Below are 22,498 nucleotides of genomic sequence, written 5' to 3' on the forward strand. Positions count from 1 at the left end.
TAACCCAAAAGAGATCAATGCTTGTTGCCCTTCCCATCACTCGTATACGCCCCGATATCATTATTATAGGTGGCATTCCCCTTCCCAAGCGCCGGCGAACCGGTATTCAAATGGAAATCGTTGGAGGTCGCAGCCCCGTTCTTTGCTCCAAAGGTCCCGTCAAAGCTCTTGAACAGCGGGTCCTTATCGCCCACCTTGGTCGAGATTAGGTCCGAAGCCTGCGGCTTGCCAGCCCCGTCCCCCGGATAGAAATTGCTCCGGACATTGACCACGATGTTCAGTCCCTGGGTGGTATCGACATAGGTATCCGCAGACGAGTAGAACAGGTTGTTCCCATACTTGGTATTGATGGTATCGGCCCCCGTAAATATCTCCAGCCCCTGGTAGTCATTCACCATGATATTGTTATAGACATTGGCCTTCGCATTCAGATCCACGGAAACCCCGCGGCCCGGTTCGGCCGAACCCCTTCTCCATCCACAGCTGACAATGGTGTTGTTGTACACATCGACGGCCGTCTGCGGAAGCGGCTTGGTATCGCTGGTCTCGAGCTTCACACCCGTCCCGGCCTGGCTGTAAACGACATTGTACGCCACCGTCCCGGTGACGCCCGTCTTCAGATTGATCGCCTCGCCATCCGTGCTCCCCGAGCTCAGGATCGTATTCCGGAGAATAGTCACCTTCGCGCCGTTCTGTATACCCATCAGGTCGTCCTGCCCGTTGGTGAACCAGCTGTCTTCTATATCGACGTTGATAGGCGCCTTGACGGAGATCGTCTTTCGGGTCCCGCCCGTGGCGTCGGGCCCACCCGTGTTGTCGATATGGGCCCATTTGACGATCACGGCCTGCGCGCTGTCGCACGCAAAACCACCCCAGTTGCCCGGCAGCTTGCTGCTGGAGTTAAAGGATATCGGCTGGTCCTGCGTGCCCACCACGTTCAGAACGCCCTGCACGATGATTTGCGCATTGTTCTGCACGACGACGGTGACACCCTGCTGCGATGCAAGCGTATCTCCCGGTTTAATCGTAATATCCCCCGTAATGGTATAGGTATTACCGGTGGTGAACGTACCCTTGACAAACCCCGAAATATTCCCGGGCGCGATCGGGTTACTGGCAGGCACCGTTGCCGTTACGACCTTCGTGTTGTCGTTGTTGCTGTGCTTGGAACAGGCGCTGACAGCCAGTATCAGCACAGGGATGATCAGGTAGGACTTTGCAAGTTTCATATTGATGTGTGTTTTTAATGCGAATGACCCGGCCGGGACCGTCAATTGGAATAGCGTAACCCGATGCTGGCGTTGAACTTTGTGATCTCCCGCTGCACCAGCAGGTCGTTGATCTGCGCCTTATAAGGTGTGTTCAACAGGTTGTTCCATTTGGTGAACAGGGTAAAATGCCGGTTGTGCAACCCCTTTTCCGCCGAGAACGCAAGATTCGCCTGCGGCTGCTGGTAATAATCATAGCCGTAGATCGGGTACACGACCGAAATGGACTTGCCAATGTACTGAAAGGCCAGCTCGGCGAACATTGCCCGCCTGGTATCCTTATACAACAGGGAAAGGTTCAGCGTATGATCGGTCTGACCCTGCAGACTTCTTTTTTGCAGCGTATCGGGATTGGAATAGCCCGTCACCAGGTTATAGTAGGATTTGTTGGAATAGATCTTCGAATACAGGTAGGTATAATTCCCCGTGACGCCGATCCGCCCGAAATACCGGGTGAACACCAGCTCGGCGCCATAATCGGTGGCATTCCCAAAGTTCTGCGGCTTGTCGACCGTCCCGGAGATATACGCATTCTCGATAGGGTTCACCAGCCGCTTGTAAAACACTCCGGCAAACAACTGCTCCTCGGGCCGCGGATACCACTCGTACCGGAGATCGTAATTGTCGCTGGTCGTGTGGTTCAGGTAGGGATTGCCCGTCGTGGAATTGGCGGACGTGACGCTGAATCGCGTTGCGGGTACCAGGTCGTAGTAGTTGGGCCGGGCGATGCCCTTGAAATACGATAACCGGAGATTGGTGCGGTCATTGAGCTTCACCTTCGCCATCACGCTAGGCAGCACATCCGTATAATCCTTGTCCACCTCGTTGATCCCCGTCGCATAGGGAGTGTTCAGCTTGTAGCCCTGATCGGTATGCTCCACCCGGGCCCCGCCAAAAAGATCCAACCGGGGAAAGCTCAGCTTAACTTCCCCATAGCCGGCCGTGATGTCTTCATGCAGCCGGTAGTTGTTGAGGTCGTAGTCATAGGTTCCGCTGGTGTTGTAGACGGTCCACCCAGCGGTATTGATATCGGTAAAGACCTGCTTGACGCCACTCGCATCCGTGGTGGGCCGCAGATCGTATTCGTCCTGCCGGTTGAACCGGGTCTTGTGCCGGTACAGTCCTCCTCCCTTCAATTCCAGCGTGCCTGTTGACCTAAGCGCCGACCGCCAGGTCAGGTTCAGCATCCCGTCAATATCCTGGTCATGATTATGCTGCCAGATTCGGGTGATATCGTCGAAATAGTTCGGGGTAACGACAAAGTTGTAAGGTCCATGGATATCCCCCGTCGTATGCACCGTGTCGATCTTGGAGTTCAGGCTCAGATCCGCCATATCCGGGCTCCGCTTCGCGGCATAGGAAAACACACCCGTCCAGTCAGCCAGCAGATGCCTGTTAAGAATATGCTTCCCTTCCAATTTGATGTTCTCCAGCCATTGGCCGCTCGTCACGGAAGTATAGTCCGTCGTCACCGGGCCTGTGCCGGGAACGGTCCTGCCCCCATTGCCCCCGAGTATCGCCGTGTCGATTATCGTCCGGGCCTGCGCGATATACGTGTATAGCAGAATATTGGTCAGGGTGATCTTATTCCGGGGATTGAGATTGTAATCGAGATGCAGCGTCACCCCATTATTCATCTGGTGGGTCGAGAAATAGCGGTTCGCATAGTCCGACAATCCGGGAGCACCGTTCGCATGCACATTCGGCGCTGCCTGGTTATAGATGGCGTCGCTGCCATAGTATTGGTCCTGGAAATTCCCCGCGACCAGCACGCCGAGTCTCCCGTCCGCGAAACGCCGCCCCCAGGTGATGGCGCCCACGGTATTAGGCAGGGGCTGGGTTTTTGTGAAATCGAGGTTGCTCCGGCTGAAATCGCCGGGCTGTGCCGTATACTCCGGCCCGAAACGTTCGTTGAGACTCTTTTGCCGGATATCGGCCTTGGAGAAATTCTGGAATTTTCGGTCAAGGAAGATCTTGCTATAGCCCACCGACCCCAGCACCTTGAACACGGGTCGGTCAGGCGCATCCTTCATCACCATATTGACGCTGCCGCCGATCGCATCCCCCTCCATCTCAGGCAGCAGCGACTTATGCACCTCGATGCTTCCCAGCAGGTCCGAAGGAACGATGTTCAACGGTACGTACCGGGACTTGTCGTCCGGACCCGCGATCTTGATCCCGTTGATCAACGTATTGTTATACCGCGGATCGAGCCCGCGGACAATGGGATAGGCCTCATCCGAGCCACCGTTGCGTTGTATCGTCAGCCCGCTCATCCGTTGCAGCACATTGGCGGCGTTGATATCCGGTGACCGCTCCATCGCCTGCGCCGAGATGACGTTGACGATATTATTGGCGTGTTTTTCCTTTTGCCGCGAGCCCGCCTCTTCTTCCTGGCTGATCCGTCCAAAGACCCTCACCTCCTCCAGAGACGCATCCCCCCGCTCCATCTTGAGATCGACCTGCTCATCCGGTCCGGCAACGATCTTCCGGATCAATGTCTTATGCCCGATGAATTCGACGGTGATCGTGTACTCGCCGGGCTTGAGCCGCGGAAACACAAAATGACCCTCAGCGTCCGTTGTGGTGGAGAGATGCGTGCCGTTGATGGAGAGATAGGCGCCGGCGAGCGGTTCATGATTCGCGCCGGTGATGATCCCTCGCACGCCCGAATTCTGTGCAAATCCTGATTGAACGAATACCAGCAGGATCAGAGTTGCGAACCATTTCATGCAGCCAATTTTGAAAGCGAATGTAGGCTCCCGGCAAAGGCGGCATCAGGCGGCAATGCCGATTTAATAATGAGATAAAAAATTGTTGGCCGTTAATTATTGATTCCATAATCACCAATTCATATTGGCGATTTATCTTAAATGACTACAGGAATTTTCCAAACTCTGGACAGTTTCAGTTGACGTTTCCTTAATGTCAAAAAGATAGGATCGTGATTAAGTTTGCCGCATGAAGTCAACGTTGTTCCCCGCCGCTCTGTTACTATCCATTTCAGTTTTCGCACAGAAAGTCCATAAAGAAGACGCCGACGACGAAGGTGGCAAACCACCCAGGGTGATGCCGTCGCTCATCAGAGGCCCCTACCTGCAATGCGCGACCCCCGTCTCCATGTTGATTCGCTGGCGCACCGATGTATCCGCCCGCAGTCGCGTCCGTTACGGCCAATCCCCGGATGCACTAACAGCAACGACAGACGACTCCTCTCTCGTCACGGAGCACAAAGTATTGCTGACGGGACTCACACCTGGCGCCCGGTATTACTACGCCGTCGGCGGAATAAAAGACACCCTCTCGGCCGGTAGCGGTAACTACTTCTACACCCTTCCAACCGCCGGAAGCCCGGAAACCGTTCGCATCGGTGCCTTCGGCGATTGCGGCAATAATTCCGTCAACCAACGCGCAGTTCGCGATCAATTCCTCAAAGCCCTCGACACGGCCCATCTCAACGCCTGGATCCTGCTGGGCGACAACGCCTATACCGATGGCACCGATGCAGAGTTCCAGTCGAATTTCTTCAATGTCTACAAAGAGACCCTGTTGAAGAATGTCCCCCTCTTCCCCGCACCGGGCAACCATGACTATCACGACAAGGAATTCTCCGCCTCGGTCGCCCAAAAAACGCACGGCGTAGCCTATTACCAGGATTTCACCGTCCCGCAGAACGGTGAAGCCGGCGGCGTTCCCTCCAATACGCAGGCCTTCTATTCCTATGATCTCGGCAACGCCCATTTCCTGTCGCTGGATTCCTACGGCAAAGAGGAAAAGGAATATCGCCTCTATGATACCCTCGGCCCCCAGGTACAATGGATAAAAAAGGACCTCGAAGCGTATCGCCGCCGGGGTAGGGGATGGATCATCGCCTATTGGCACCACCCACCCTTCACGATGGGTTCCCACAACAGCGACAAGGAGGCCGAGCTGGTGCACATCCGGGAGAACTTCATCCGAATTCTCGAACGATTCGGCGTCGACCTCGTTCTCTGCGGCCACAGTCACGACTACGAACGGAGCAGGCTGATGCATGGCTATTATGGTGACGATGCCTCCTTCGACTCCACTAAATACGTCCTGGGCCCCTCCACCGGTCCCTATATAAAGGAACCCGGCGGCCCCGGCACCATCTATGTGGTTTCCGGTTCCGCCGGGAAGCTGGGTGGCCATCAGGTGACCTACCCACACAAGGCAATGCTTTTCTCGGATGCCGATCATGGCGGCGCCACCTTGCTGGAGATCACCGGCCAGCGGCTCGATCTGAGATGGATCTGCGCCGATGGCCTCATCCGCGATCGCTTCACGATGCTCCGCCCTTAGGCCGGCTTATAGACATAAACAGCAAAAGACCCCGGCACCGCCTTCCGCGTGCCCGGCTCGAACTGCGGCGCACTGAAATAGAGTTTCCGCGTCCTCTTATCAAAGGCCATCGTCTTGGCCCGCGGCTGCGTTGCCAACGTCTGCAACACCGAATAGTTGTCGGCCGACTCCTGTTTGATAATGGTCGCCGTCGCGTCCCCATTGCTCACAAAGACAAGCCGCTGAGCCGCATCATAGATCACCGCATCCACACCCGCGCCGATAGGCAGCGTCTGGATCACTTTCCCTGTTTTGGCATCGACTACGCTCAGCCCCTTATTCCCCCGGCAACCCGTGAAAAGCCGCTGGTTCGGAATATCCATGGCAATGCCCGTAGGCCCGCCGCAGGGCGCCAGCGGCCACGTGCCCGTCACCGTCAAAGCGCGAGAGTCGATCACCTTCAGTACGCTGAGGTCCTCGATATTGTTGTAAAGAAGGCCGGCCCCATTCGACACGGCAAACTCAGGTCCTCCGCCAAGATCGATCGTCTTGACCAGCTCGAGGCTGTGTACATCGATAGCGCACGTGCTCTTGCTGTCCCCGTTGAACACAAAGACCCTCTTCGACGCCGGATCATAAATAATGGCGTCCTCGTCCATAGCCGGCAACGAGATCGTCTTGATCACCTTCAGGCTGGTCAGATCGACCACCACGACCGCCCCCGCCTTCCCATCGCTGATAAAGCCCTTGTTCACCTCGTTCACGATCGCGATACCATGCACGCCCTTCATCCCGCTGATGACCCCGACCGGCTGTTCAGTGGCCAGGTCAACGACATTGAATTCCGTTCCATGCGAAACGAAAAGATGATGATTGGCCTCGTCAACGGCCATATAATCATAGCCCCCATCACCGGGTAACGAGATCTTCTTGTCAAAAGCATATTGCTGCGCAAAGCAAGGCAGGCTGCCCAGCGCCAGCCCGGCACTGAGCGATAAAAGGAATAGTTTTTTCATAATGCGACAATGATACCCGCCGAAACTGGATGCATTCGGGAGTCCGGCCCAATTAATCATTTGATAACTTTCGGACACCGCCCGTATCGATTCCGAACAGCCACCCCCGATCATTCACAACAACCCCACCTGATAATCAACACATTCAACTCTTGGCACACCTTTAGAACACACAACACACCAACTCGCTGATCTCATATGATAAAAAATTACTTTATCCTCGCCTGGCGCAACCTCGCCAAACACAAGTCCTCCGCCATGATCAACATCGGCGGCCTCGCCCTCGGCCTGACCACCAGCATTCTCGTGATGCTATTATTGGTCGACGAGTTCAGCTTCGACCGCTTCCACCACAACATCGCCGACCTCTACCTGCTGATGAAAAATCAAAAGGAAGCTGACGGTATCTCCACCGGCCGGACCAGCGCCGGCCCCATGGCCCTCGCCCTGCGAACCCAACTCCCCGAAGTAGATAACAGCTCCCGGGAAGCAGGCGCCTGGACCATCGCTCACCTCGGCGACAAGCAGTTGACCATGCAAGGCCTCTATGCCGATACCGGCTTCTTTCACATGATGAGCTTCCCCGCCATTGTAGGCGACCCCACGCAAGCCTTGAAGAACCCACAGGCCATCATCTTAACGCAAACCACAGCTAAAAATCTCTTCGGGGACGATAAGGCGCTCGGCGCCACCTTCATCATCGACGACACCGTCCCGGTAAGGGTAGCGGCGATCGTCCGCGATGCACCCGCCAACAGCAGCATCCGGTTCGAATATATCCGGCCCTTCGAAGCCTTTGAAAGGAAAAATACCTGGCTCAGGAAATGGGACGACAATCGCATCCAGACCTGGGTCCAGCTCAAACCGGGCACAGACGTAACCGCATTCGATCGGAAGGCCACCGCGATGCTCCAGACCCGCAGCAATGACACCACCGTGACGACCTTCGCCATGCCGATGGCAAGTCTCCACCTCCATTCGGGGTTCAATAACGGCAAACAAAAAGGCGGTGCGATCTACGTGGTTTCAATGATCGCGATCCTCGGATTTTTCGTCCTGGTCATCGCCTGCATCAATTTCATGAATATCGCCACGGCCCGCTCCGAAGTCCGCGCAAGGGAAGTAGGCGTTCGCAAGGTCATGGGCGCATCCCGCCGGCAGGTGATGGCGCAGTTCTTCTGCGAAGCCCTGACGATCACTTTTCTTTCCCTCCTGGTCGCCATCTTCGCCTCCCAGGCCATTCTCCCGGTGTTCAACCGGTATCTGCATGCGAATATCCACTTCGATGGCCTCAATTGGCGGGTTTGGACCGGCCTCATAGCCATCGGGTTACTCACCGGCCTCATCGCAGGCAGCTATCCCGCCCTCTTCCTGAGTCGCTTCCGGCCCGCAAAAGTGCTGAAAGGAGCGGTTACCATCGGCAAAAAAAGAGCCCTCCTCCGCCGGGCCCTGGTTACGACCCAGTTCTGGGTCGCCATCCTCTTCATCATCGGGACGATCGTCGTCTGGCAGCAGATCGATTATGTCGAAAGCCGCCCGATCGGCTACGAGCAGGAAAACCTGGTCGACGTCCATGCCTCGCCTGTACTGGGAGCAAAATACCAGCTGTTCGCCGATCAGCTCCACAAACTCCCCGGGGTAAGAAATGTTTCGGCAGGGACCGACGACCTGCTGAACTTCGGCGCCGGGGTCACCGGGATGGACTGGCCCGGCAAAGTCCCCGGCCATGAGATATCCATCCTCGTCACAACCGTCGCCTATAACTGGACAAAGACGGCCGGTCTGTCTTTGGCCGAAGGCCGCGATTTCGACCCCGCCTTCGGCACCGACACTTCAGCCTGCCTCATTAACCAGTCGACGATCCAGCGCCTCGGCCTGAAAGAACCCGTCGTAGGCCAGAAGCTCGGCGGCAGCACCATCATCGGCGTGGTAAAGAATTTTGTCTTCAATAATCCCTCCGGTATCATCGCCCCCATGGCGATCTATTTATACAAGGAAGCACCAGGCAGCGGCCATTTCTTCGTCCGCATCGCCAACGACGACCACTGGCGCCAGACGATCGCCTCGATCGGCCAGGTGGTCAAAACCCTCGATCCGATACATGGATTCGACTATAGTTTCACAAAAGAGGACTATCGGCAGCGCTTCGAGGAATGGAAGTCCTACGGCGCCTGCGCCACCATCTTCGGCGGCATGGCGATATTCATCTCCTGCCTCGGACTCATCGGCCTCGCCGCCTTCGTGGCCGAACGCCGCTCCAAAGAAATGAGCATCCGCAAAGTGTTCGGTGCAAGCATCCGCCAGGTGCTCTTCCTGCTCTCGGTGGATTTTCTGCGCCCCGTCCTCATCGCCCTCGTCCTCGCAGTGCCCGTCGCCGCCTGGGCCTTGCAACTTTGGCTGAATAACATCACCTGGCACGTGCAGCTCAATTGGCCGGTATTTGCACTGGGCGGCGCCATCGCCCTCTTCATCGCACTGGCCACCGTAGGCTTGCAGGGCGCGAGGACCGCAACCGAGAACCCGGCGAAGAATTTACGAAATGAATAAATGGGCCAAATTCTTTTGGATTATCATATTCCAGCCTTCCGAACAGCGCGCATAGCTCTCCCTATCCGGGGTAAGCCCTGAATGCGTAAAATGAAGCACAGTGCCCTCCCCGTTGGCGCTCAGCTCAAAGATCATTTTCGAGTCGGTCCATTCCTCCGGGTCTTTCAACCAGGATAGCGTACTGTCGGTAACAAGCCAAACAACCCTCTTATCCGCAATGACCTCCACCAACCGTTGTTTGGAATAGTGCGTGCCGGGATGGTTGATCACAAACTCATCACCCGGTTTCATGGTGCTTCCCGAAAGGTCGTCGAACCCCCACCATTTAGCAACATCGCGCGTAATGCGCTCGAAAACAAAGGAAGCCGGCGCCGCCACCTCGATCTGGGTCGAAAAGGATGAAACAAACTCATAGAACATCTTCTTAATGCACACATCACAGATCTGCTGCAGCCTGTCATACTCATCCTCCAGCACTACGCCATCATACGTGTAGGTCAGGACAGTGCCATCGCCTTTTGGCGTCAATTCAAAGATCATCTTCGTTCCCGTCCAGTCAAAATCGTCCGTCGAACGCCGGCTCGAAGTGGTGATCCACGCAATTTTCTCATTCGGCACGTATTCGATCACTTGGTTGGTTGAATAATGCGAATCCCCGATCCGGAAGATGAACTCGGACCCCGCTTGCAATGCCGGTCCCACAAAATCCTCCGGCCACCAATTCGCAAAGTCAAGGACATGCGCAAACACGTCGGCAACCGGCTTCGCCACCTCGATATCGACGGTGCAGATAGTTTTCTGATAGCTGTCTTTTAGCATAATAAGTAACTTAAAAGTTACATAAATATAGGTAACTTTTAGGTTACAAAACAAATTTTATTGCAGGTATTTTCGCAAAGTCTTCATTACCCCCTCCTTATACAGCTTCCCGATCGGTATCTCCACCTCCCCGATACCGATAAACTCCCCCGTATAGGAGTTGATCTTTGACTGGGAGACGATGTACGACCGGTGCGTCCGCAGGAAGCCGGAGGCTGGCAGCATCGCCTCCACCGCCGCCATCGAATGTTTGGTGATCACCAGCCCATGCGTCGTCAGGATCTTAATATAATTCTTCATCCCCTCGATATAAAGGATATCCTCCAGCATCACCTTCACCATCTTTCGGTCGGTCCGAAAATACAGCCATCCCTCCGCCGGATCACCCACCCGGTCAGGCGCCGCCGCGGGGCCCGCTGCAACAAAGCCCGCCGCAGATGATGCCGCCGTCCCAGAGCTAACACCAATCAACAACGAAGCCTTATGAACCGCCTTCAAAAACCGCTCGAACTGGATCGGCTTCAAAAGATAGTCCACCACATCCAGCTCAAACCCCTCCAGCGCGAACTCCGGGTATGCCGTCGTTAATATCACCTTCGGCGGGTTGCGAAGGATGCGGAGAAGATCGGTTCCCAGCAGTTCAGGCATCTGGATATCCAGGAAAAGCAGGTCCACCGGCTGCTGCCGCAACAGGTTCAACGCCTCCACCGCATTGCCGCACTCGCCGGTCAAGTGCACCGACGGCTCGCGGCCGACAAACCGCACCAGCACCTCCCGCGCCAGCGGCTCGTCATCAACGACAAGGCATTTGATCCGTTGCAAGCCGTTATCCATGAGCGGCATTTATATTCACAAGTTCCAACTTCAAATTGACGATGAACAGATCTGGCTCCGAAAGAATGCTCAGCTCATGCCTGTCCGGGTACAGCAAATCCAGCCGCTTGCGGACATTGGTCAGCCCGATTCCCTCGGAAAAAAGCTCGCCACCCGGCAGTTTCCCGTTGATCAGCTTCACCGCCAGTCGCCCACCATCTACCTCGGCCTCGATACTCACCCAGGGCTGGTCCATCATTTGGCTCGTCCCATGCTTAAAACAATTCTCTACCAGCGGTAGCAGCAACAACGGTGCGATCGCATACCCATTGGTCTCGGCCGGTAGTCGGGTGTTCAGTTCCAGCGATCCATACCGCACCCGTTCCAGCTCGATATAATCGCGAATCAGCGTCAGCTCCTTCGAAAGCAGCACCAGCGGCCGGTCACATTCATAAAGGATATACCTCAGCAACGCCGATAGTTGCACCAGCATACCCGAAGCAACGGGCGAAGTGCTTTCAGTCGCCGAATAGATATTGTTGAGGGTATTGAACAGGAAATGCGGATGCAGCTGCGCCTTGAGCGACTGCAGCTCCGCATCCAGCCTCTCCCGCTGAAGCACGCTGTTGAGGTATTCTTTCTCATACCAATGTTTCGCCAGCTTCAGCGCGGCGGCCGCGCCGGCCACATTCAATATCGCGCGGAGCGCGAAGAGGAATCCGTAAGGCAGGCTTTGCCACAAATTCTCCTGCTGGGCCAGTGGGAAGTTCACGACCTTGCCATTCTTCATCACAACCGAAATATTGCGATTCGTGACCCACTCGTATAAAGAGTTATGCAGCAGGATATCGGCGATGGCGGCAATAAACCCACCGAGTACCGTCAGGACTACTGCCCAAAGGGCCGCCTGCCTGTATTTCGACTGCAGTAGGAACCTGGGGATCACCCAATAGAGTAGGGTATAGACCAGGAAGACCTGGCCCGGCAGATACAACAAGGGTTGCAGCACATGTTCCTTGAAGGCACCGGGACTTATCTCCACCCCGAACAACGGCCGTATCCCCAGTCCCAGCAATCCCAACCCGAGCGATGCCACCACCCAAAAACTCAGGTGCCGGGCAAGTCGCCAGGTCCAAATGTCCGAGTAGAGGAAAGGAAGCCGTTGCATACCTGAAATTAGCAATTCCTTTCATCGGTTGTAGAATAACCACCGCAATTTCCACCAATCGACGGCATTTGGGGACGAATGCAGCCCGTCCCCTGCAATGAAGTATATCTCCCCATTCACCCCCTCCCGGTGGAAATCCCGGCAAACCAAAAAGAATAAACAAAACATTTGCTGAAAAAAATATGCGCCCCATCCTCCTGCTCCTGTGCGTCGCCGCATCCCTCCCCGGCTTCGCCCAATCCCGCCTTACGGGCGCCGTTCGGAACAAAGAAGGCCAACCTCTCGAGGCCGCGACCGTTTTAGTACACCGCCAAAAAGATTCCTCCGTCATCCGCTCGGCAGTCACCGGCCACACCGGCAGCTTTACCCTCGATCGGATTCCCGCGAACAACTATTTCCTGTCCATTACCTCCGTGGGGTATGCCAATTACACCAGCGACCCGATCCATCTCGACTCCGCCGGTTCAAAGCAACTCACCGTCGTCCTGGCTCCCGCCGCCACAAACCTCGAGGCGGTATCCGTCATCACAAAAAAGCCTTTCGTCGAATGGAAGCTCGACAGGATGATCGTCAACGTCGGGTCCTCCCCCTTCTTCACCCCCGGTATGTCGGCCCTCGAGGTCCTCGAACGCTCCCCCGGCATCGAAGTGGATTATCTGCACAATACCATCGGGCTCGTCACAAGACCCGGCACCACGATCTATATCAACGGAAGAAGAACCTACCTGGCCGGTATCGATCTCCTCAACTACCTCCGCGGCCTCCCCGCCGGCTCGATCGAAGCCCTCGAGATCATCTCCCAGCCATCCGCCCGCTACGATGCCGCCACCGGCGGCGGCGTGATCAATATCCTCCTCAAAAAGAACCAGGCCGATGGCCTCATTGGCAGCGTCACGGCCAGCACAATAGCAGGCTACTATTTCAAGACGCGCGACAACTTGATGCTCAACTGGCGCGAGAGCAAAGTAAATGTGAATTTCACCATAGGCTATTCCGACAACAAGACGTACAACGGTCAGCAGGCGACATCGTCTTTCCGCACCGCCTATGGCCAGCCGTTCACCCAGTACCAGCAGTACACCACCTCCACCATCACCGGCTCCCGGTCCTACACCCCTCAGCTGGCGCTGGATTACCAACTCTCAAAAAATACCTCGCTGGGTGTCCAGCTGCAAGGCCTCTTCAGCGACAATCATTCTATCACCGGTGGCTTCGTCAACTTGTTAGACAGCAGCAAGCAGTTGATCCAACAACAACCCGTACCCACTCTAAGCCGCAACACCGTCACAAATCCCGGAGTCAATCTCAACTGGCAACAGAAATTCGGCGGCGGCCGCGAGCTCTCCACCGATGCAGATTACCTGCATTATCATTCGCCCGGCGTTCAGGACTCCTACGGCCTGAATGGATCGCTCCCCTCCGACATCGATATCGCAGCATTCAAAGCCGACTACAGCCAGCCCATCGGCCCCCAGGGCAAGGATCAGGACACAAAGCTCGAAGCTGGGATAAAGTCCAGCTATGTCCGAACCGACAATAACTCGCAATATGTCCAGTATGACTCCCTGCAAAAAAGCTGGAACTCCGATATCCCGCTAAACAATCACTTCATCTATTCGGAGAACATCAACGCCGCCTATATAAATCTTACCCGGCAACTATCAAAAAAATGGAGCATAGAATTCGGCCTGCGGGGCGAACAGACGATCGCAAAAGGCCGCGAACTCGTCCAGGGCGGCAATTTCCGCCACCAATACTTCAATATCTTTCCCACCGGCTATGCCGGCTTTACCCCCAATGACAAACACTCGTTCACCCTCAGCTACTCCCGCGGTATCGGCCGCCCCAGCTACCTCGACCTGAATCCCTTTCGCTACGTCATCAACGCCTACAACGTCCGCCAGGGTAACCCGGCGTTGCAACCCGATTTCGGCAACGTCATCCAGTTCGAATACCACTACCGCTCGGAGTTCAACGTCGGCCTGGTCTGGTATCACGGAGACAACCTGCAGGCGCGGGTCTACCAATCCACCGGCCAGGGCGACAGCCTGGTCACCATCCTCACCCGGACGAACGTAGCCTTCCGCCGGAACATCTTTTTATACTTCAGTTTCAACAAGGCCCTCACAAAATGGTGGAACGCAAGCTGGTCCGTCGTGTTCATCAACGCCAAGCTCGAAGACCCCGCGAACACCGGCTACCCCGTGGATCATCTCACCGGTGCAAAACTCAATTTCAACAACCAGTTCCCGCTCGGCAAAGGGTACAGCCTCGATCTCCGCGCCAACTATTTCACCCACTGGATGGAAGGCATCCGCATCCACCATCTCCCGGTATGGAACAACTCCGTGGCGGTCAATAAGAAGCTTCTCCACGACAAGGCGACCCTGACGCTAAACCTTAGCGATCCCTTCCACGTCTTTCGCCCCGGCCAGATCACCGACGCCACCGCCTTCTTCCTGCGCACCGACAACCTTCCCGAATCCCGCTACCTGACCATCACGGCAAACTACCGCTTCGGCAAAGCAAAGCAACAACACCGCCGGCACGACGGCGGCAGCTCCGAAGAACAACGGCGGGTGAATTTATAAATGCAAGGATGGTCAAACAAAGCTTACCCGGCTCTGCTCTCCTGCTCGAGGTTCAGCCGTTTGAACATCTCTTTGGTTATCACCTTACAATTGGCGGCGATCTCGTCCGCCGTACAACTGATGACCTGGAGGTTTGTAGGAATACCGTTGCGGGACTCGACGAGATCGAGATGCAGCGAATCGGTCTCTCTCGGCAAGTGGCAACCCCGCAGTTTTCCAAACAACTCCGTCGCGAAGTCACAGTCCCCGCCGAGGCTGAAATTGCCGTACGCTTCAAAACCACCGGCAGTACGAAGCCGGCAAATGACAAAATATTCCGTTGTCATAAGAAGTAATGGTGGAATCCCGTATACTCACCGGCGCCGCCGGAGTAACGGGATTCGCTTATATATAGATACTACGTCTTAGAGCCGGGCAGGATCGTTAATAATCCATGTCCATTCCAGGGGCTGCCGGCGCAGGTGCCGTCTCCTTCTTCGGCCGGTCGGAAATAACACATTCCGTCGTCAACAGCAATCCGGCGATCGAAGCGGCATTCTCGAGCGCAATCCGCGTAACTTTTGTCGGGTCGATCACCCCGGCTCCCAAAAGCGGCTCGTACTGTTCCGTCCGCGCATTGAACCCGTAGTCTTCCTTACCCTTCCGCACCTCTTGCACAACGATGCTGCCCTCCAGCCCGCAGTTGCGGACTATCTGCCGGAGCGGTTCTTCGATGGCCTTGCGAACGATGGCGATTCCGGTCGTTTCGTCGGGGTTGCTGCCGGACAGGCTGCCCAGGGCCTCGAGCGCCCGGATATAGGCGACACCACCCCCGGGCACGATCCCCTCTTCGATCGCGGCACGGGTCGCATGCAACGCATCGTCCACCCGGTCCTTCTTTTCCTTCATCTCCACTTCCGTCGCAGCACCCACATACAGCACGGCTACGCCACCGCTCAATTTCGCGAGCCGCTCCTGCAGCTTTTCCTTGTCATAGTCGGATGTGCTGGCGGCTATCTGCGCCTTTATCTGCGCGACCCTGGCCTGGATAGCTTCCTTCTTACCCTTGCCCCCGACGATCGTGGTGTTGTCCTTATCGATGGTGACCGCATCGGCCGTGCCAAGATAGCTGATATCGGCGTTTTCAAGCTTATAGCCGCGTTCCTCACTGATGACGATACCGCCGGTCAGTACGGCAATGTCTTCCAGCATTTCCTTGCGCCGGTCCCCAAAGCCGGGCGCCTTCACCGCCGCAACCTTCAAAGTTCCTCTCAGCTTGTTCACCACCAGCGTCGCAAGGGCTTCCCCATCGAGGTCTTCCGCAATGATGAGTATCGGCCTGCCGCTTTGCGCGGTTTTCTCCAACAGCGGAAGCATATCCTTCATCACGCTGATCTTCTTATCGTAGATCAGCACGTAAGGGCTCTGCAATTCGGCTTCCATTTTCTCGGCATTCGTGACGAAGTATGGGGAAATATACCCCCGGTCGAATTCCATCCCCTCTACGACCTCCACGGTCGTCGCCGTTCCTTTCGCCTCTTCGACGGTTATGACCCCTTCATTGCCGACTTTGGTAAAGGCTTCCGCAATGAGGCTGCCGATCGTTTCATCGTTATTTGCCGAAACCGCAGCTACCTGGCGAATCTTATCGCTATTGTTGCCGACTGTTTGCGACTGCTTCTTCAACTGGTCGACGACCACCCCGGCGGCTTTGTCGATCCCCCTTTTCAGGTCCATGGGATTGGCTCCGGACGCCACATTTTTCAGGCCTTCCGATATAATGGCCTGCGCCAGCACCGTAGCCGTAGTGGTTCCATCGCCGGCGGCATCGGCCGTTTTCGAGGCTACCTCCTTCACCATTTGCGCGCCTATATTCTCGATGGGGTCCTCCAACTCGACCGCCTTGGCCACGCTGACCCCGTCTTTGGTGATGGTCGACGCGCCGAACTTCTTTTCAAGCACTACATTCCGCCCTTTAGGGCCAAGCGTGACCCTTACCGCATTCGCGAGAGTGTCGACGCCCTTTTTCATGCGATTCCTTGCATCCGTATCAAAGAAAAGTTGCTTTGCCATTGTACATGCAATTTTTAATTGTTTGAAAATAAGGTTATGAGAAAGCGGCCGGCTAGACGATGGCCAGGATATCCGACTCGCGCACGATCAGCAGGTCTTCGCCTCCGACCTTTAATTCCGTGCCGGCATATTTGCCATAAAGCACCATGTCTCCTTCTTTAACGGTGACGGGCTCGTCTTTTGTACCGGGCCCGGCGGCAACCACAGTGCCGCGCTGCGGTTTTTCCTTTGCCGTATCGGGAATGATGATACCTCCGGCCGTTTTTTCTTCCGCCCGGGCGGGCCTGATGATTACTCTGTCATGAAGCGGCTTGAACTGCGTTGTACTTGACATAATTTTATGATTTTGAATTGTTAGAACAAAACTCATTAACTACGGTCAATTACTTGAAATAAAGCTTGAACGGTGAAGATCGCCGATCAAGCAATATGCCAAACCAAAAAAATGAAAATTTTTCAGTGCGTTCTGTCAGATTTTCTTGTCAAAATTTCCGTCTGAATATCTCCTAATTTTGCACGCCGACCTGGTCAGGAAATAACAGCAGGATTATGATCAAAGGACTTTACGAGACCCATTTGTTCGTGGCTGATATCGATGTTTCGATCGAATTTTACAGCAACATGCCCGGTCTTGAGCTATGTCGTTATGAAACGGAGCGTAGGGTGGCCTTCTTTTGGATAGGTGCCAGTCCAAAGGAGGCGATGCTTGGATTATGGGAGAAACCCCGGGGGCAAATTGACAAAAGGCACTTTGCATTCCGCTGTGAGGCCGAAGATGTTCTGAATTGGGCGGTGCCGTTCTTAAGATCCCGGAATATCAAACCCTACAATTTTTTAAATGACGGAAATGAAAGACCGATGGTCTTTGCCTGGATGCCGGCGGTAGCTATCTATTTCGAGGACCCGGACGGACACGAACTGGAGTTTATAGCCGTCCTGGAAGGCCGGCCAAGGCCTGAATTGGGAGTTATTTCTTATGATGAATGGGAAAAAGTCAATTCAGTACGATAAAATCGTCATGGACGAATATCACCGCCGCCCTCGCATCTCCAGGACCAGCGGGAAAATTGGCTAACAGAACGGGAACAATGGGCATTCTTTCGTCCCGGGTTGTATGCGACTTTTCTGGGCTAATAAACATCATAAAAATTAATTTACAATAGTCAGTAAGGACTTTTCATCAACACGCATCATCAAACTGGGGCCGAAGGCCCCTTTACCCATTTCGCTTCTCCTGCTGGCCGATGAGGCTTGGGAGGCCGTTGACCGGTATATACACCAAAGTGATGTCTATGTCCTCTTAAATGGCATCGGCCGGCAGATCGGCGTATTTGTGCTTCATCGCAACGGGCCCGAAGAGCTCGAAATAAAGAATATGGCAGTTGATGAGCAAGTGCAGGGTAGGGGGCTGGGCAGTTATATGCTGGCCGAAGTGCATCGTATTGCGGAGGCCGTCGGTTATCAAAGGATTGTCGTAGGCACGGCCACCGTTGGCAGACAGCTTGGGTTTTACAGAAAGAATGGTTTTCGGGACTTTGGCATGCGAAAGAATTTTTTCATCGAGAACTATCCCTATCCAATTTTTGAAGGCGAAGAAAGGGTTTGTGATATGATCTTGCTCGTAAAGAATGTTCAGGCCGCCAATAACATCGGCCATGAAAGGCGATAACAGGTCATTCCTTTACCGATACCGTCAATTCCTTCCCTGCGTCCTCATGCTCATGAACCACTGCGTGTACATACTGGTATTTTAAATGATCGTAAAGCGAATGCTTGTCCACCAGCATGGATATAAGACTGGCGATCATCCCGGCCAGCATCAAATGAAAGATCACATTGTGCCTGTCTGTCATTTCCAGCACGAGGATCGCCGAAGTAAAGGGCGTCCGGGTCACGCCGGTGAGGAAGGCGACCATTCCCGACAATATCAACATATTCGTATCGGTATCGGCCAGGTGCAGCCAGCCCGAAAGGGTCGAACCGATACTTGCCCCGGCGCCGAGCGCAGGCGCAAATATCCCGCCGGCAGCGCCGGTCGTAAAACAAAATATCGGCCCCGCCGTGCGTAGAAAGGGCATGTACCAACTGCTGTACTTCGCAGATGTGAAAAGACTGGATGTGATCAGGTCCTTTCCGGACCCCATCGCTCTCGCATTGACAAACAGTCCCAACGTAACCAGTATCACCGCACACGTGGAAACATAGAGGATATGCTGCCACGAATATCGGAATTTCTGCTTCCAACGAAAGATCCCCAGGATCAGTTTCGACATCCCGCTGCCCGCCAGGCCCGCGATCAGCGCAACAACGGCGATCCAAAGGAAAATATAGGAGGATAAATGACCCACGTCGGGATAACCGAGATACAGGTATGGACCTAACAGCCCCTGTGCCGTAAGTCCCGCAATGATGATTGCCGTGAAGAGCGCCGTCTTGAAATAGCTGATATGGGTGCGTGTCAATTCCTCCACGGCGAAGACGATGCCCCCCAACGGCGTATTGAACGCCGCGGCCAGACCGGCCGCGGCGCCCGTCATGATCATATTTCTCTTGGATATCTTCGGCCACCAGGCGGGCAGCCATTCGTTGATCTTTCGAAAGATACACCCCGCCACCTGGATCATCGGCCCCTCCCTGCCGATCACCCCCCCGCCCAAAGCCATCGTCAGGCTTGACACGAACTTGATAAACAAAATCCGAAGATTCAGCAACTTGGCTACCTTTTGGTTAAACCGCGGCGTGGCAAGCTCGATAGCGGCCATGACCTGCGGTATTCCACTGCCCCTGGAATAAGGAGCCCATTTCTTTACCACCCACCAGGCGGCGATAAAGCACGCCGGGCTTATAATATACAACGACCACGCGCGAGTATGCAGTATGTATTGGGTTCCCCTTTCCGCTAACGCAAATAGCCTGGCATATAGCACGGCGATCAATCCCGTAAGTGAAGAAGCAACCCAAAAAGGAACAGCCTGCAGGATGTTTTGTTTTACTTTTTCATTTCTGATGCTTTCAAAGGCTCTTTTTGCCGCGATGCGTACTCTGGTGTAAATGCCCATACTGTAAAGGTAAAACAAATGGCGGTCCCGCGTTGTCCAATCAGATGTCCATCCGGCAAGCGCGTTCGTCTGGATCCTGCCGGCGTCCAAACGCATCGAGCGCCACTCCAATGCTCCGGGTTAACTCGGTCGATTTCTGACTGTCGCAATGCACCCAACCGGAGGCCTTCTTGATTATCCTGACCTCCGGGATGGCAGGACAACTCCCATGGTGCGGCGAACGAATGTCCCGCACGGCATAATAGGTTGGATTGCAATGAATCTCGACCTCCGCGCAGAGTTGGATGGTTATCGCACCCCGATCCAATTGGTACTCGAAGGAGATAAGGAACGATTTGGAAACCATGATACATAGGTTTATCAGGTCAGTGTCGGCGCAGAACGATCCTTATTCACATGGCGATGTCGATCGCATAGAGTAGGCGGAATGGTAGCTCGTGAAGTTATATAGCTGACATTAACGATCGATTAAATGCGGATTAGAGAATGATTAGAAATGGAGTCTCTCCAGGCGGGCCAACGGCAACATATACCTTGATTAGGAGCGCAGGTTTCCGAGAGCGCCAAGCAACGAAATAACGGATTGCGGCGTAGGAACGTTAAAATTAGCATACGACGCCTCTTGCCCGACCTTTATCGTAAAAGCATGCCTGCTGTCGGCCAACGCACGGAACATATCTTCATCGGTTCGATCGTCGCCAATGGCAAGAATGAAATCGCCCGTTTCCCGGCGAAGCAGGCTCCGGACCGCACTTCCTTTGTCGATGTCCCTGTTCCGAACCTCGAGTATCTTCTTTCCGATCGTCACCTGGACCGGCAACCCGGCCGTGACTTCGATAAGCGCCGAATACAAGCTCATCTTTATTTTATCGGCCAATTGTGGATGCGCATTCCTGTAATGCCAGACCAGTGAAAAGTTCTTTTTCTCGACGAACGCACCCGGGCATTCCCCGGTATATTCATCCATCACCTGGATCACACGGTGTTTCCATTCTTCAGCGGGCAGCGCGACTTTCTCCCATCCTTCCCCCCGGTACCTGACCTGCGCACCATGCTCCGCAACGATATGGACTGGAAGATGCCCCAGCCAGCTCTCCAGCACAGTGGCGTCCCGGCCGCTGATGATGCAGACGGAGTTCCGTTCATCCGCTGCAAGGAGGCTGAGCGTTTCCAGCACATTCTCCCCAGGTCTCGCCTCCGATGGCTGGTTGAAAAAGGGCATCAGCGTGCCGTCATAGTCCAAAAAAAATTGCCGCCTGGCGGCGCCCCGGTAACTTTCGAGCAACTGACGTTGGGAATAGGCGTCGAAAAAACGCGCCCGGAACTCCTGCCGGCGGCTCCGGGCAGATTGTAATGCCAGCAAATATTCCTTGCCCCATCGCGAAATATCATGGCGGCTAACGGATTCGCGTATCTCTCGCATGCGGTGCCGTTGCTCTTCCGGCGACATGTCCAGACCGGTCTTTATTGCCTGGGCTACTTTGGCGATATCATATGGATTGACGGCAAGCGCGCCGCCGAGCTGCTCGGCGGCTCCGTCGAGCTCACTCAGGATCAATACTCCCGCTTCGTCGATCCGGCTGGCCGCGAACTCCTTTGCATAGAGATTCATGGCGTCCCGCAATGGAGTCAATAGAGCGACATCACACAGCCGGTAAAGGGGCAGCAATTCTTCAAAAGACAAGTTCCGGTACAAATACAATAACGGTTGCCATCGAAGGTTGCCAAATTTACCGTTGACCTGGCTGACGCTCTCATCGAGCAATTTCTTTCGTTCGGCATATCGGGTATGATTTTCCCGCGAGGGAATTATAACGAAGATAAAGACGACATGGTCATGGTGGTCGCCGTACTCCTGCAGGAATTTCGCGCATGCATTTATCCGGTGAAGGATGCCTTTCGTATAATCCAGGGTATCGATGGAAAATACGATCTTCTTACCATCGAAACGTTGTCGGAGTTCGGTGAATTTTGCTTGCATCGCCGCCGTTTCCGCCGGCGCATTGAAAGAAGAATACTCTATGCCCACGGGAAAGACTCCGGTCCTCACCAGGCGGTTCCCGACCTCGATGGTTTCGCCATCCCCGGCCGTCTCCACAGTCAGCCGGACGCAGTTACGGAAATGCGCCGCATATTCTGCTGTTTGGAAGCCGATGAGGTCGGCGCCAAGCATGCCTCTGAGAAGGCTCTCCTGCCAGTCGCCGGGAAGATGACGGAAGATCTCGAATGAAGGAAAGGGGATGTGAAGGTACGTTCCGATGGTTAGTTCCGGTATCCGCTGCCGCAATAAACCCGCCAGGTGCAATAGCTGGTGATCATGGATCCAAACCGTATCGCCGGGCCGCAGGTAACGTTCGAGACTGTCGGCAAACTGGCGATTCATATCGAAATAATCCTCATACGCGCCGGCAGGGATTTCCACATAGGAGGGAAAATAATGGAACAACGGCCACAAAACACTGTTGACAAATCCCCTGGAAAGAGTTTGATGATGCCTCGCAGGCAGGAATATGGGATACCAGTCGTAACCGTTCTCCGGTAATTGATCTTTTAGCAATTCCCACTTGTCAGGCTTGCAGGGCGCTACCCCGGCCCAGCCGGCCCCGGAGAATTCCTTATCACCGGCCGCTATACCCACTCCAAGAAAAGCCGAGATGGCGGCCGCAATACCGCCATCGGCCGTCGCAGCGGAAATCCGGTTGGTCTGCTCCGGGAACTCCAACGGAAGTCGCCCCGTTACAATGAAAAGCCTGCATGGTGTCGCCAATTTGTGTTTTTTTGTTAATCGCTTGTAAATGTACCCCGGCCGCCAAAGATTGGCATTAAAAAGAAATTAGAATGTCATTAGAAACTGGTTTTCGGG

17 protein-coding genes are annotated in these 22,498 nt (G+C 54.8%); 5 read left to right on the plus strand and 12 right to left on the minus strand.

Annotation, left to right across the window (positions count from 1 at the left end; all coding sequences use genetic code 11):
- Positions 1–14: 14 nt before the first annotated feature.
- Positions 15–1,229 (minus strand): hypothetical protein, encoded by a 1,215-nt coding sequence (locus VHE34_RS03345; RefSeq protein ID WP_325584570.1) that lies wholly within the window; start codon positions 1,227–1,229, stop codon positions 15–17.
- Between the two features lie 41 nt (positions 1,230–1,270).
- Entirely contained in the window at positions 1,271–4,000 is a 2,730-nt protein-coding gene (locus tag VHE34_RS03350) for a TonB-dependent receptor (RefSeq protein WP_325584572.1), read from the minus strand.
- 229 nt (positions 4,001–4,229) lie between these two features.
- Between VHE34_RS03350 and VHE34_RS03355 the strand changes: the two genes are divergently transcribed.
- Positions 4,230–5,591 (plus strand): metallophosphoesterase family protein, encoded by a 1,362-nt coding sequence (locus VHE34_RS03355; protein ID WP_325584574.1) that lies wholly within the window; start codon positions 4,230–4,232, stop codon positions 5,589–5,591.
- Here VHE34_RS03355 and VHE34_RS03360 read toward each other — a convergent pair.
- Positions 5,588–6,586, minus strand: coding sequence for a YncE family protein (locus VHE34_RS03360; protein WP_325584576.1), 999 nt, complete (start codon positions 6,584–6,586; stop codon positions 5,588–5,590). The two genes, VHE34_RS03355 and VHE34_RS03360, sit on opposite strands and share 4 nt — an antisense overlap.
- Positions 6,587–6,784: 198 nt before the next feature.
- Here VHE34_RS03360 and VHE34_RS03365 point away from each other — a divergent pair, with 198 nt between their 5' ends.
- Positions 6,785–9,133 carry an ABC transporter permease gene (locus VHE34_RS03365; protein WP_325584578.1) on the plus strand — a complete coding sequence of 783 codons (2,349 nt, stop codon included), beginning with the start codon at positions 6,785–6,787 and terminating at the stop codon, positions 9,131–9,133.
- On the opposite strand, the gene VHE34_RS03370 is transcribed toward VHE34_RS03365, so the two are convergent.
- Genes VHE34_RS03370 through VHE34_RS03380 form a run of 3 tightly spaced genes read right to left on the minus strand, consistent with a single transcriptional unit; the run spans position 9,119 to position 11,933 of the window.
- The gene (locus tag VHE34_RS03370) at positions 9,119–9,952 is read right to left on the minus strand and encodes an SRPBCC family protein (RefSeq protein ID WP_325584580.1); all 834 of its coding nucleotides are present in this window, start codon (positions 9,950–9,952) and stop codon (positions 9,119–9,121) included. The genes VHE34_RS03365 and VHE34_RS03370 overlap by 15 nt on opposite strands.
- Before the next feature lie 57 nt (positions 9,953–10,009).
- Positions 10,010–10,786, minus strand: coding sequence for a response regulator transcription factor (locus tag VHE34_RS03375; protein ID WP_325584582.1), 777 nt, complete (start codon positions 10,784–10,786; stop codon positions 10,010–10,012).
- Positions 10,779–11,933 (minus strand): sensor histidine kinase, encoded by a 1,155-nt coding sequence (locus tag VHE34_RS03380; protein WP_325584584.1) that lies wholly within the window; start codon positions 11,931–11,933, stop codon positions 10,779–10,781. The genes VHE34_RS03375 and VHE34_RS03380 overlap by 8 nt, the downstream gene beginning before the upstream one ends.
- A 182-nt stretch (positions 11,934–12,115) precedes the next feature.
- Here VHE34_RS03380 and VHE34_RS03385 point away from each other — a divergent pair, with 182 nt between their 5' ends.
- Positions 12,116–14,524: a TonB-dependent receptor domain-containing protein gene (locus VHE34_RS03385; protein WP_325584587.1), complete on the plus strand. Its 2,409-nt coding sequence runs from the start codon at positions 12,116–12,118 to the stop codon at positions 14,522–14,524.
- 23 nt (positions 14,525–14,547) lie between these two features.
- On the opposite strand, the gene VHE34_RS03390 is transcribed toward VHE34_RS03385, so the two are convergent.
- The 3 genes from VHE34_RS03390 to VHE34_RS03400 form a co-directional block, all read right to left on the minus strand.
- The gene (locus tag VHE34_RS03390) at positions 14,548–14,850 is read right to left on the minus strand and encodes a hypothetical protein (RefSeq protein WP_325584589.1); all 303 of its coding nucleotides are present in this window, start codon (positions 14,848–14,850) and stop codon (positions 14,548–14,550) included.
- Positions 14,851–14,947: 97 nt separating this feature from the next.
- Positions 14,948–16,576: a chaperonin GroEL gene (groL, locus tag VHE34_RS03395; protein WP_325584591.1), complete on the minus strand. Its 1,629-nt coding sequence runs from the start codon at positions 16,574–16,576 to the stop codon at positions 14,948–14,950.
- Positions 16,577–16,628: 52 nt separating this feature from the next.
- Positions 16,629–16,910, minus strand: a complete 282-nt coding sequence (locus VHE34_RS03400; protein WP_325584593.1) for a co-chaperone GroES — start codon at positions 16,908–16,910, stop codon at positions 16,629–16,631.
- Between the two features lie 215 nt (positions 16,911–17,125).
- Here VHE34_RS03400 and VHE34_RS03405 point away from each other — a divergent pair, with 215 nt between their 5' ends.
- Both VHE34_RS03405 and VHE34_RS31085 read left to right on the plus strand, forming a co-directional pair.
- Complete coding sequence (locus VHE34_RS03405) at positions 17,126–17,587, plus strand: VOC family protein (protein WP_325584595.1); 462 nt, start codon at positions 17,126–17,128, stop codon at positions 17,585–17,587.
- A 298-nt stretch (positions 17,588–17,885) separates the two neighbouring features.
- Complete coding sequence (locus VHE34_RS31085; protein WP_414709848.1) at positions 17,886–18,245, plus strand: GNAT family N-acetyltransferase; 360 nt, start codon at positions 17,886–17,888, stop codon at positions 18,243–18,245.
- A gap of 4 nt (positions 18,246–18,249) precedes the next feature.
- On the opposite strand, the gene VHE34_RS03415 is transcribed toward VHE34_RS31085, so the two are convergent.
- The 3 genes from VHE34_RS03415 to VHE34_RS03425 form a co-directional block, all read right to left on the minus strand.
- Complete coding sequence (locus tag VHE34_RS03415; RefSeq protein ID WP_325584599.1) at positions 18,250–19,635, minus strand: chloride channel protein; 1,386 nt, start codon at positions 19,633–19,635, stop codon at positions 18,250–18,252.
- 40 nt (positions 19,636–19,675) lie between these two features.
- Positions 19,676–19,981: a hypothetical protein gene (locus tag VHE34_RS03420; protein ID WP_325584601.1), complete on the minus strand. Its 306-nt coding sequence runs from the start codon at positions 19,979–19,981 to the stop codon at positions 19,676–19,678.
- Positions 19,982–20,173: 192 nt separating this feature from the next.
- Positions 20,174–22,402, minus strand: coding sequence for a bifunctional alpha,alpha-trehalose-phosphate synthase (UDP-forming)/trehalose-phosphatase (locus tag VHE34_RS03425; RefSeq protein ID WP_325584603.1), 2,229 nt, complete (start codon positions 22,400–22,402; stop codon positions 20,174–20,176).
- Positions 22,403–22,498: the final 96 nt, after the last annotated feature.

The sequence above is a fragment of the Puia sp. genome, assembly GCF_035546395.1.
Lineage (GTDB): Bacteria > Bacteroidota > Bacteroidia > Chitinophagales > Chitinophagaceae > Puia.

Coding starts and splice junctions, on each gene's coding strand:
- VHE34_RS03345 (WP_325584570.1), bottom strand. CDS start 1,229: ATGAAACTTGCAAAGTCCTACCTGATCATCCCTGTGCTGATACTGGCT.
- VHE34_RS03350 (WP_325584572.1), bottom strand. CDS start 4,000: ATGAAATGGTTCGCAACTCTGATCCTGCTGGTATTCGTTCAATCAGGA.
- VHE34_RS03355 (WP_325584574.1), top strand. CDS start 4,230: ATGAAGTCAACGTTGTTCCCCGCCGCTCTGTTACTATCCATTTCAGTT.
- VHE34_RS03360 (WP_325584576.1), bottom strand. CDS start 6,586: ATGAAAAAACTATTCCTTTTATCGCTCAGTGCCGGGCTGGCGCTGGGC.
- VHE34_RS03365 (WP_325584578.1), top strand. CDS start 6,785: ATGATAAAAAATTACTTTATCCTCGCCTGGCGCAACCTCGCCAAACAC.
- VHE34_RS03370 (WP_325584580.1), bottom strand. CDS start 9,952: ATGCTAAAAGACAGCTATCAGAAAACTATCTGCACCGTCGATATCGAG.
- VHE34_RS03375 (WP_325584582.1), bottom strand. CDS start 10,786: ATGGATAACGGCTTGCAACGGATCAAATGCCTTGTCGTTGATGACGAG.
- VHE34_RS03380 (WP_325584584.1), bottom strand. CDS start 11,933: ATGCAACGGCTTCCTTTCCTCTACTCGGACATTTGGACCTGGCGACTT.
- VHE34_RS03385 (WP_325584587.1), top strand. CDS start 12,116: ATGCGCCCCATCCTCCTGCTCCTGTGCGTCGCCGCATCCCTCCCCGGC.
- VHE34_RS03390 (WP_325584589.1), bottom strand. CDS start 14,850: ATGACAACGGAATATTTTGTCATTTGCCGGCTTCGTACTGCCGGTGGT.
- groL (WP_325584591.1), bottom strand. CDS start 16,576: ATGGCAAAGCAACTTTTCTTTGATACGGATGCAAGGAATCGCATGAAA.
- VHE34_RS03400 (WP_325584593.1), bottom strand. CDS start 16,910: ATGTCAAGTACAACGCAGTTCAAGCCGCTTCATGACAGAGTAATCATC.
- VHE34_RS03405 (WP_325584595.1), top strand. CDS start 17,126: ATGATCAAAGGACTTTACGAGACCCATTTGTTCGTGGCTGATATCGAT.
- VHE34_RS03415 (WP_325584599.1), bottom strand. CDS start 19,635: ATGGGCATTTACACCAGAGTACGCATCGCGGCAAAAAGAGCCTTTGAA.
- VHE34_RS03420 (WP_325584601.1), bottom strand. CDS start 19,981: ATGGTTTCCAAATCGTTCCTTATCTCCTTCGAGTACCAATTGGATCGG.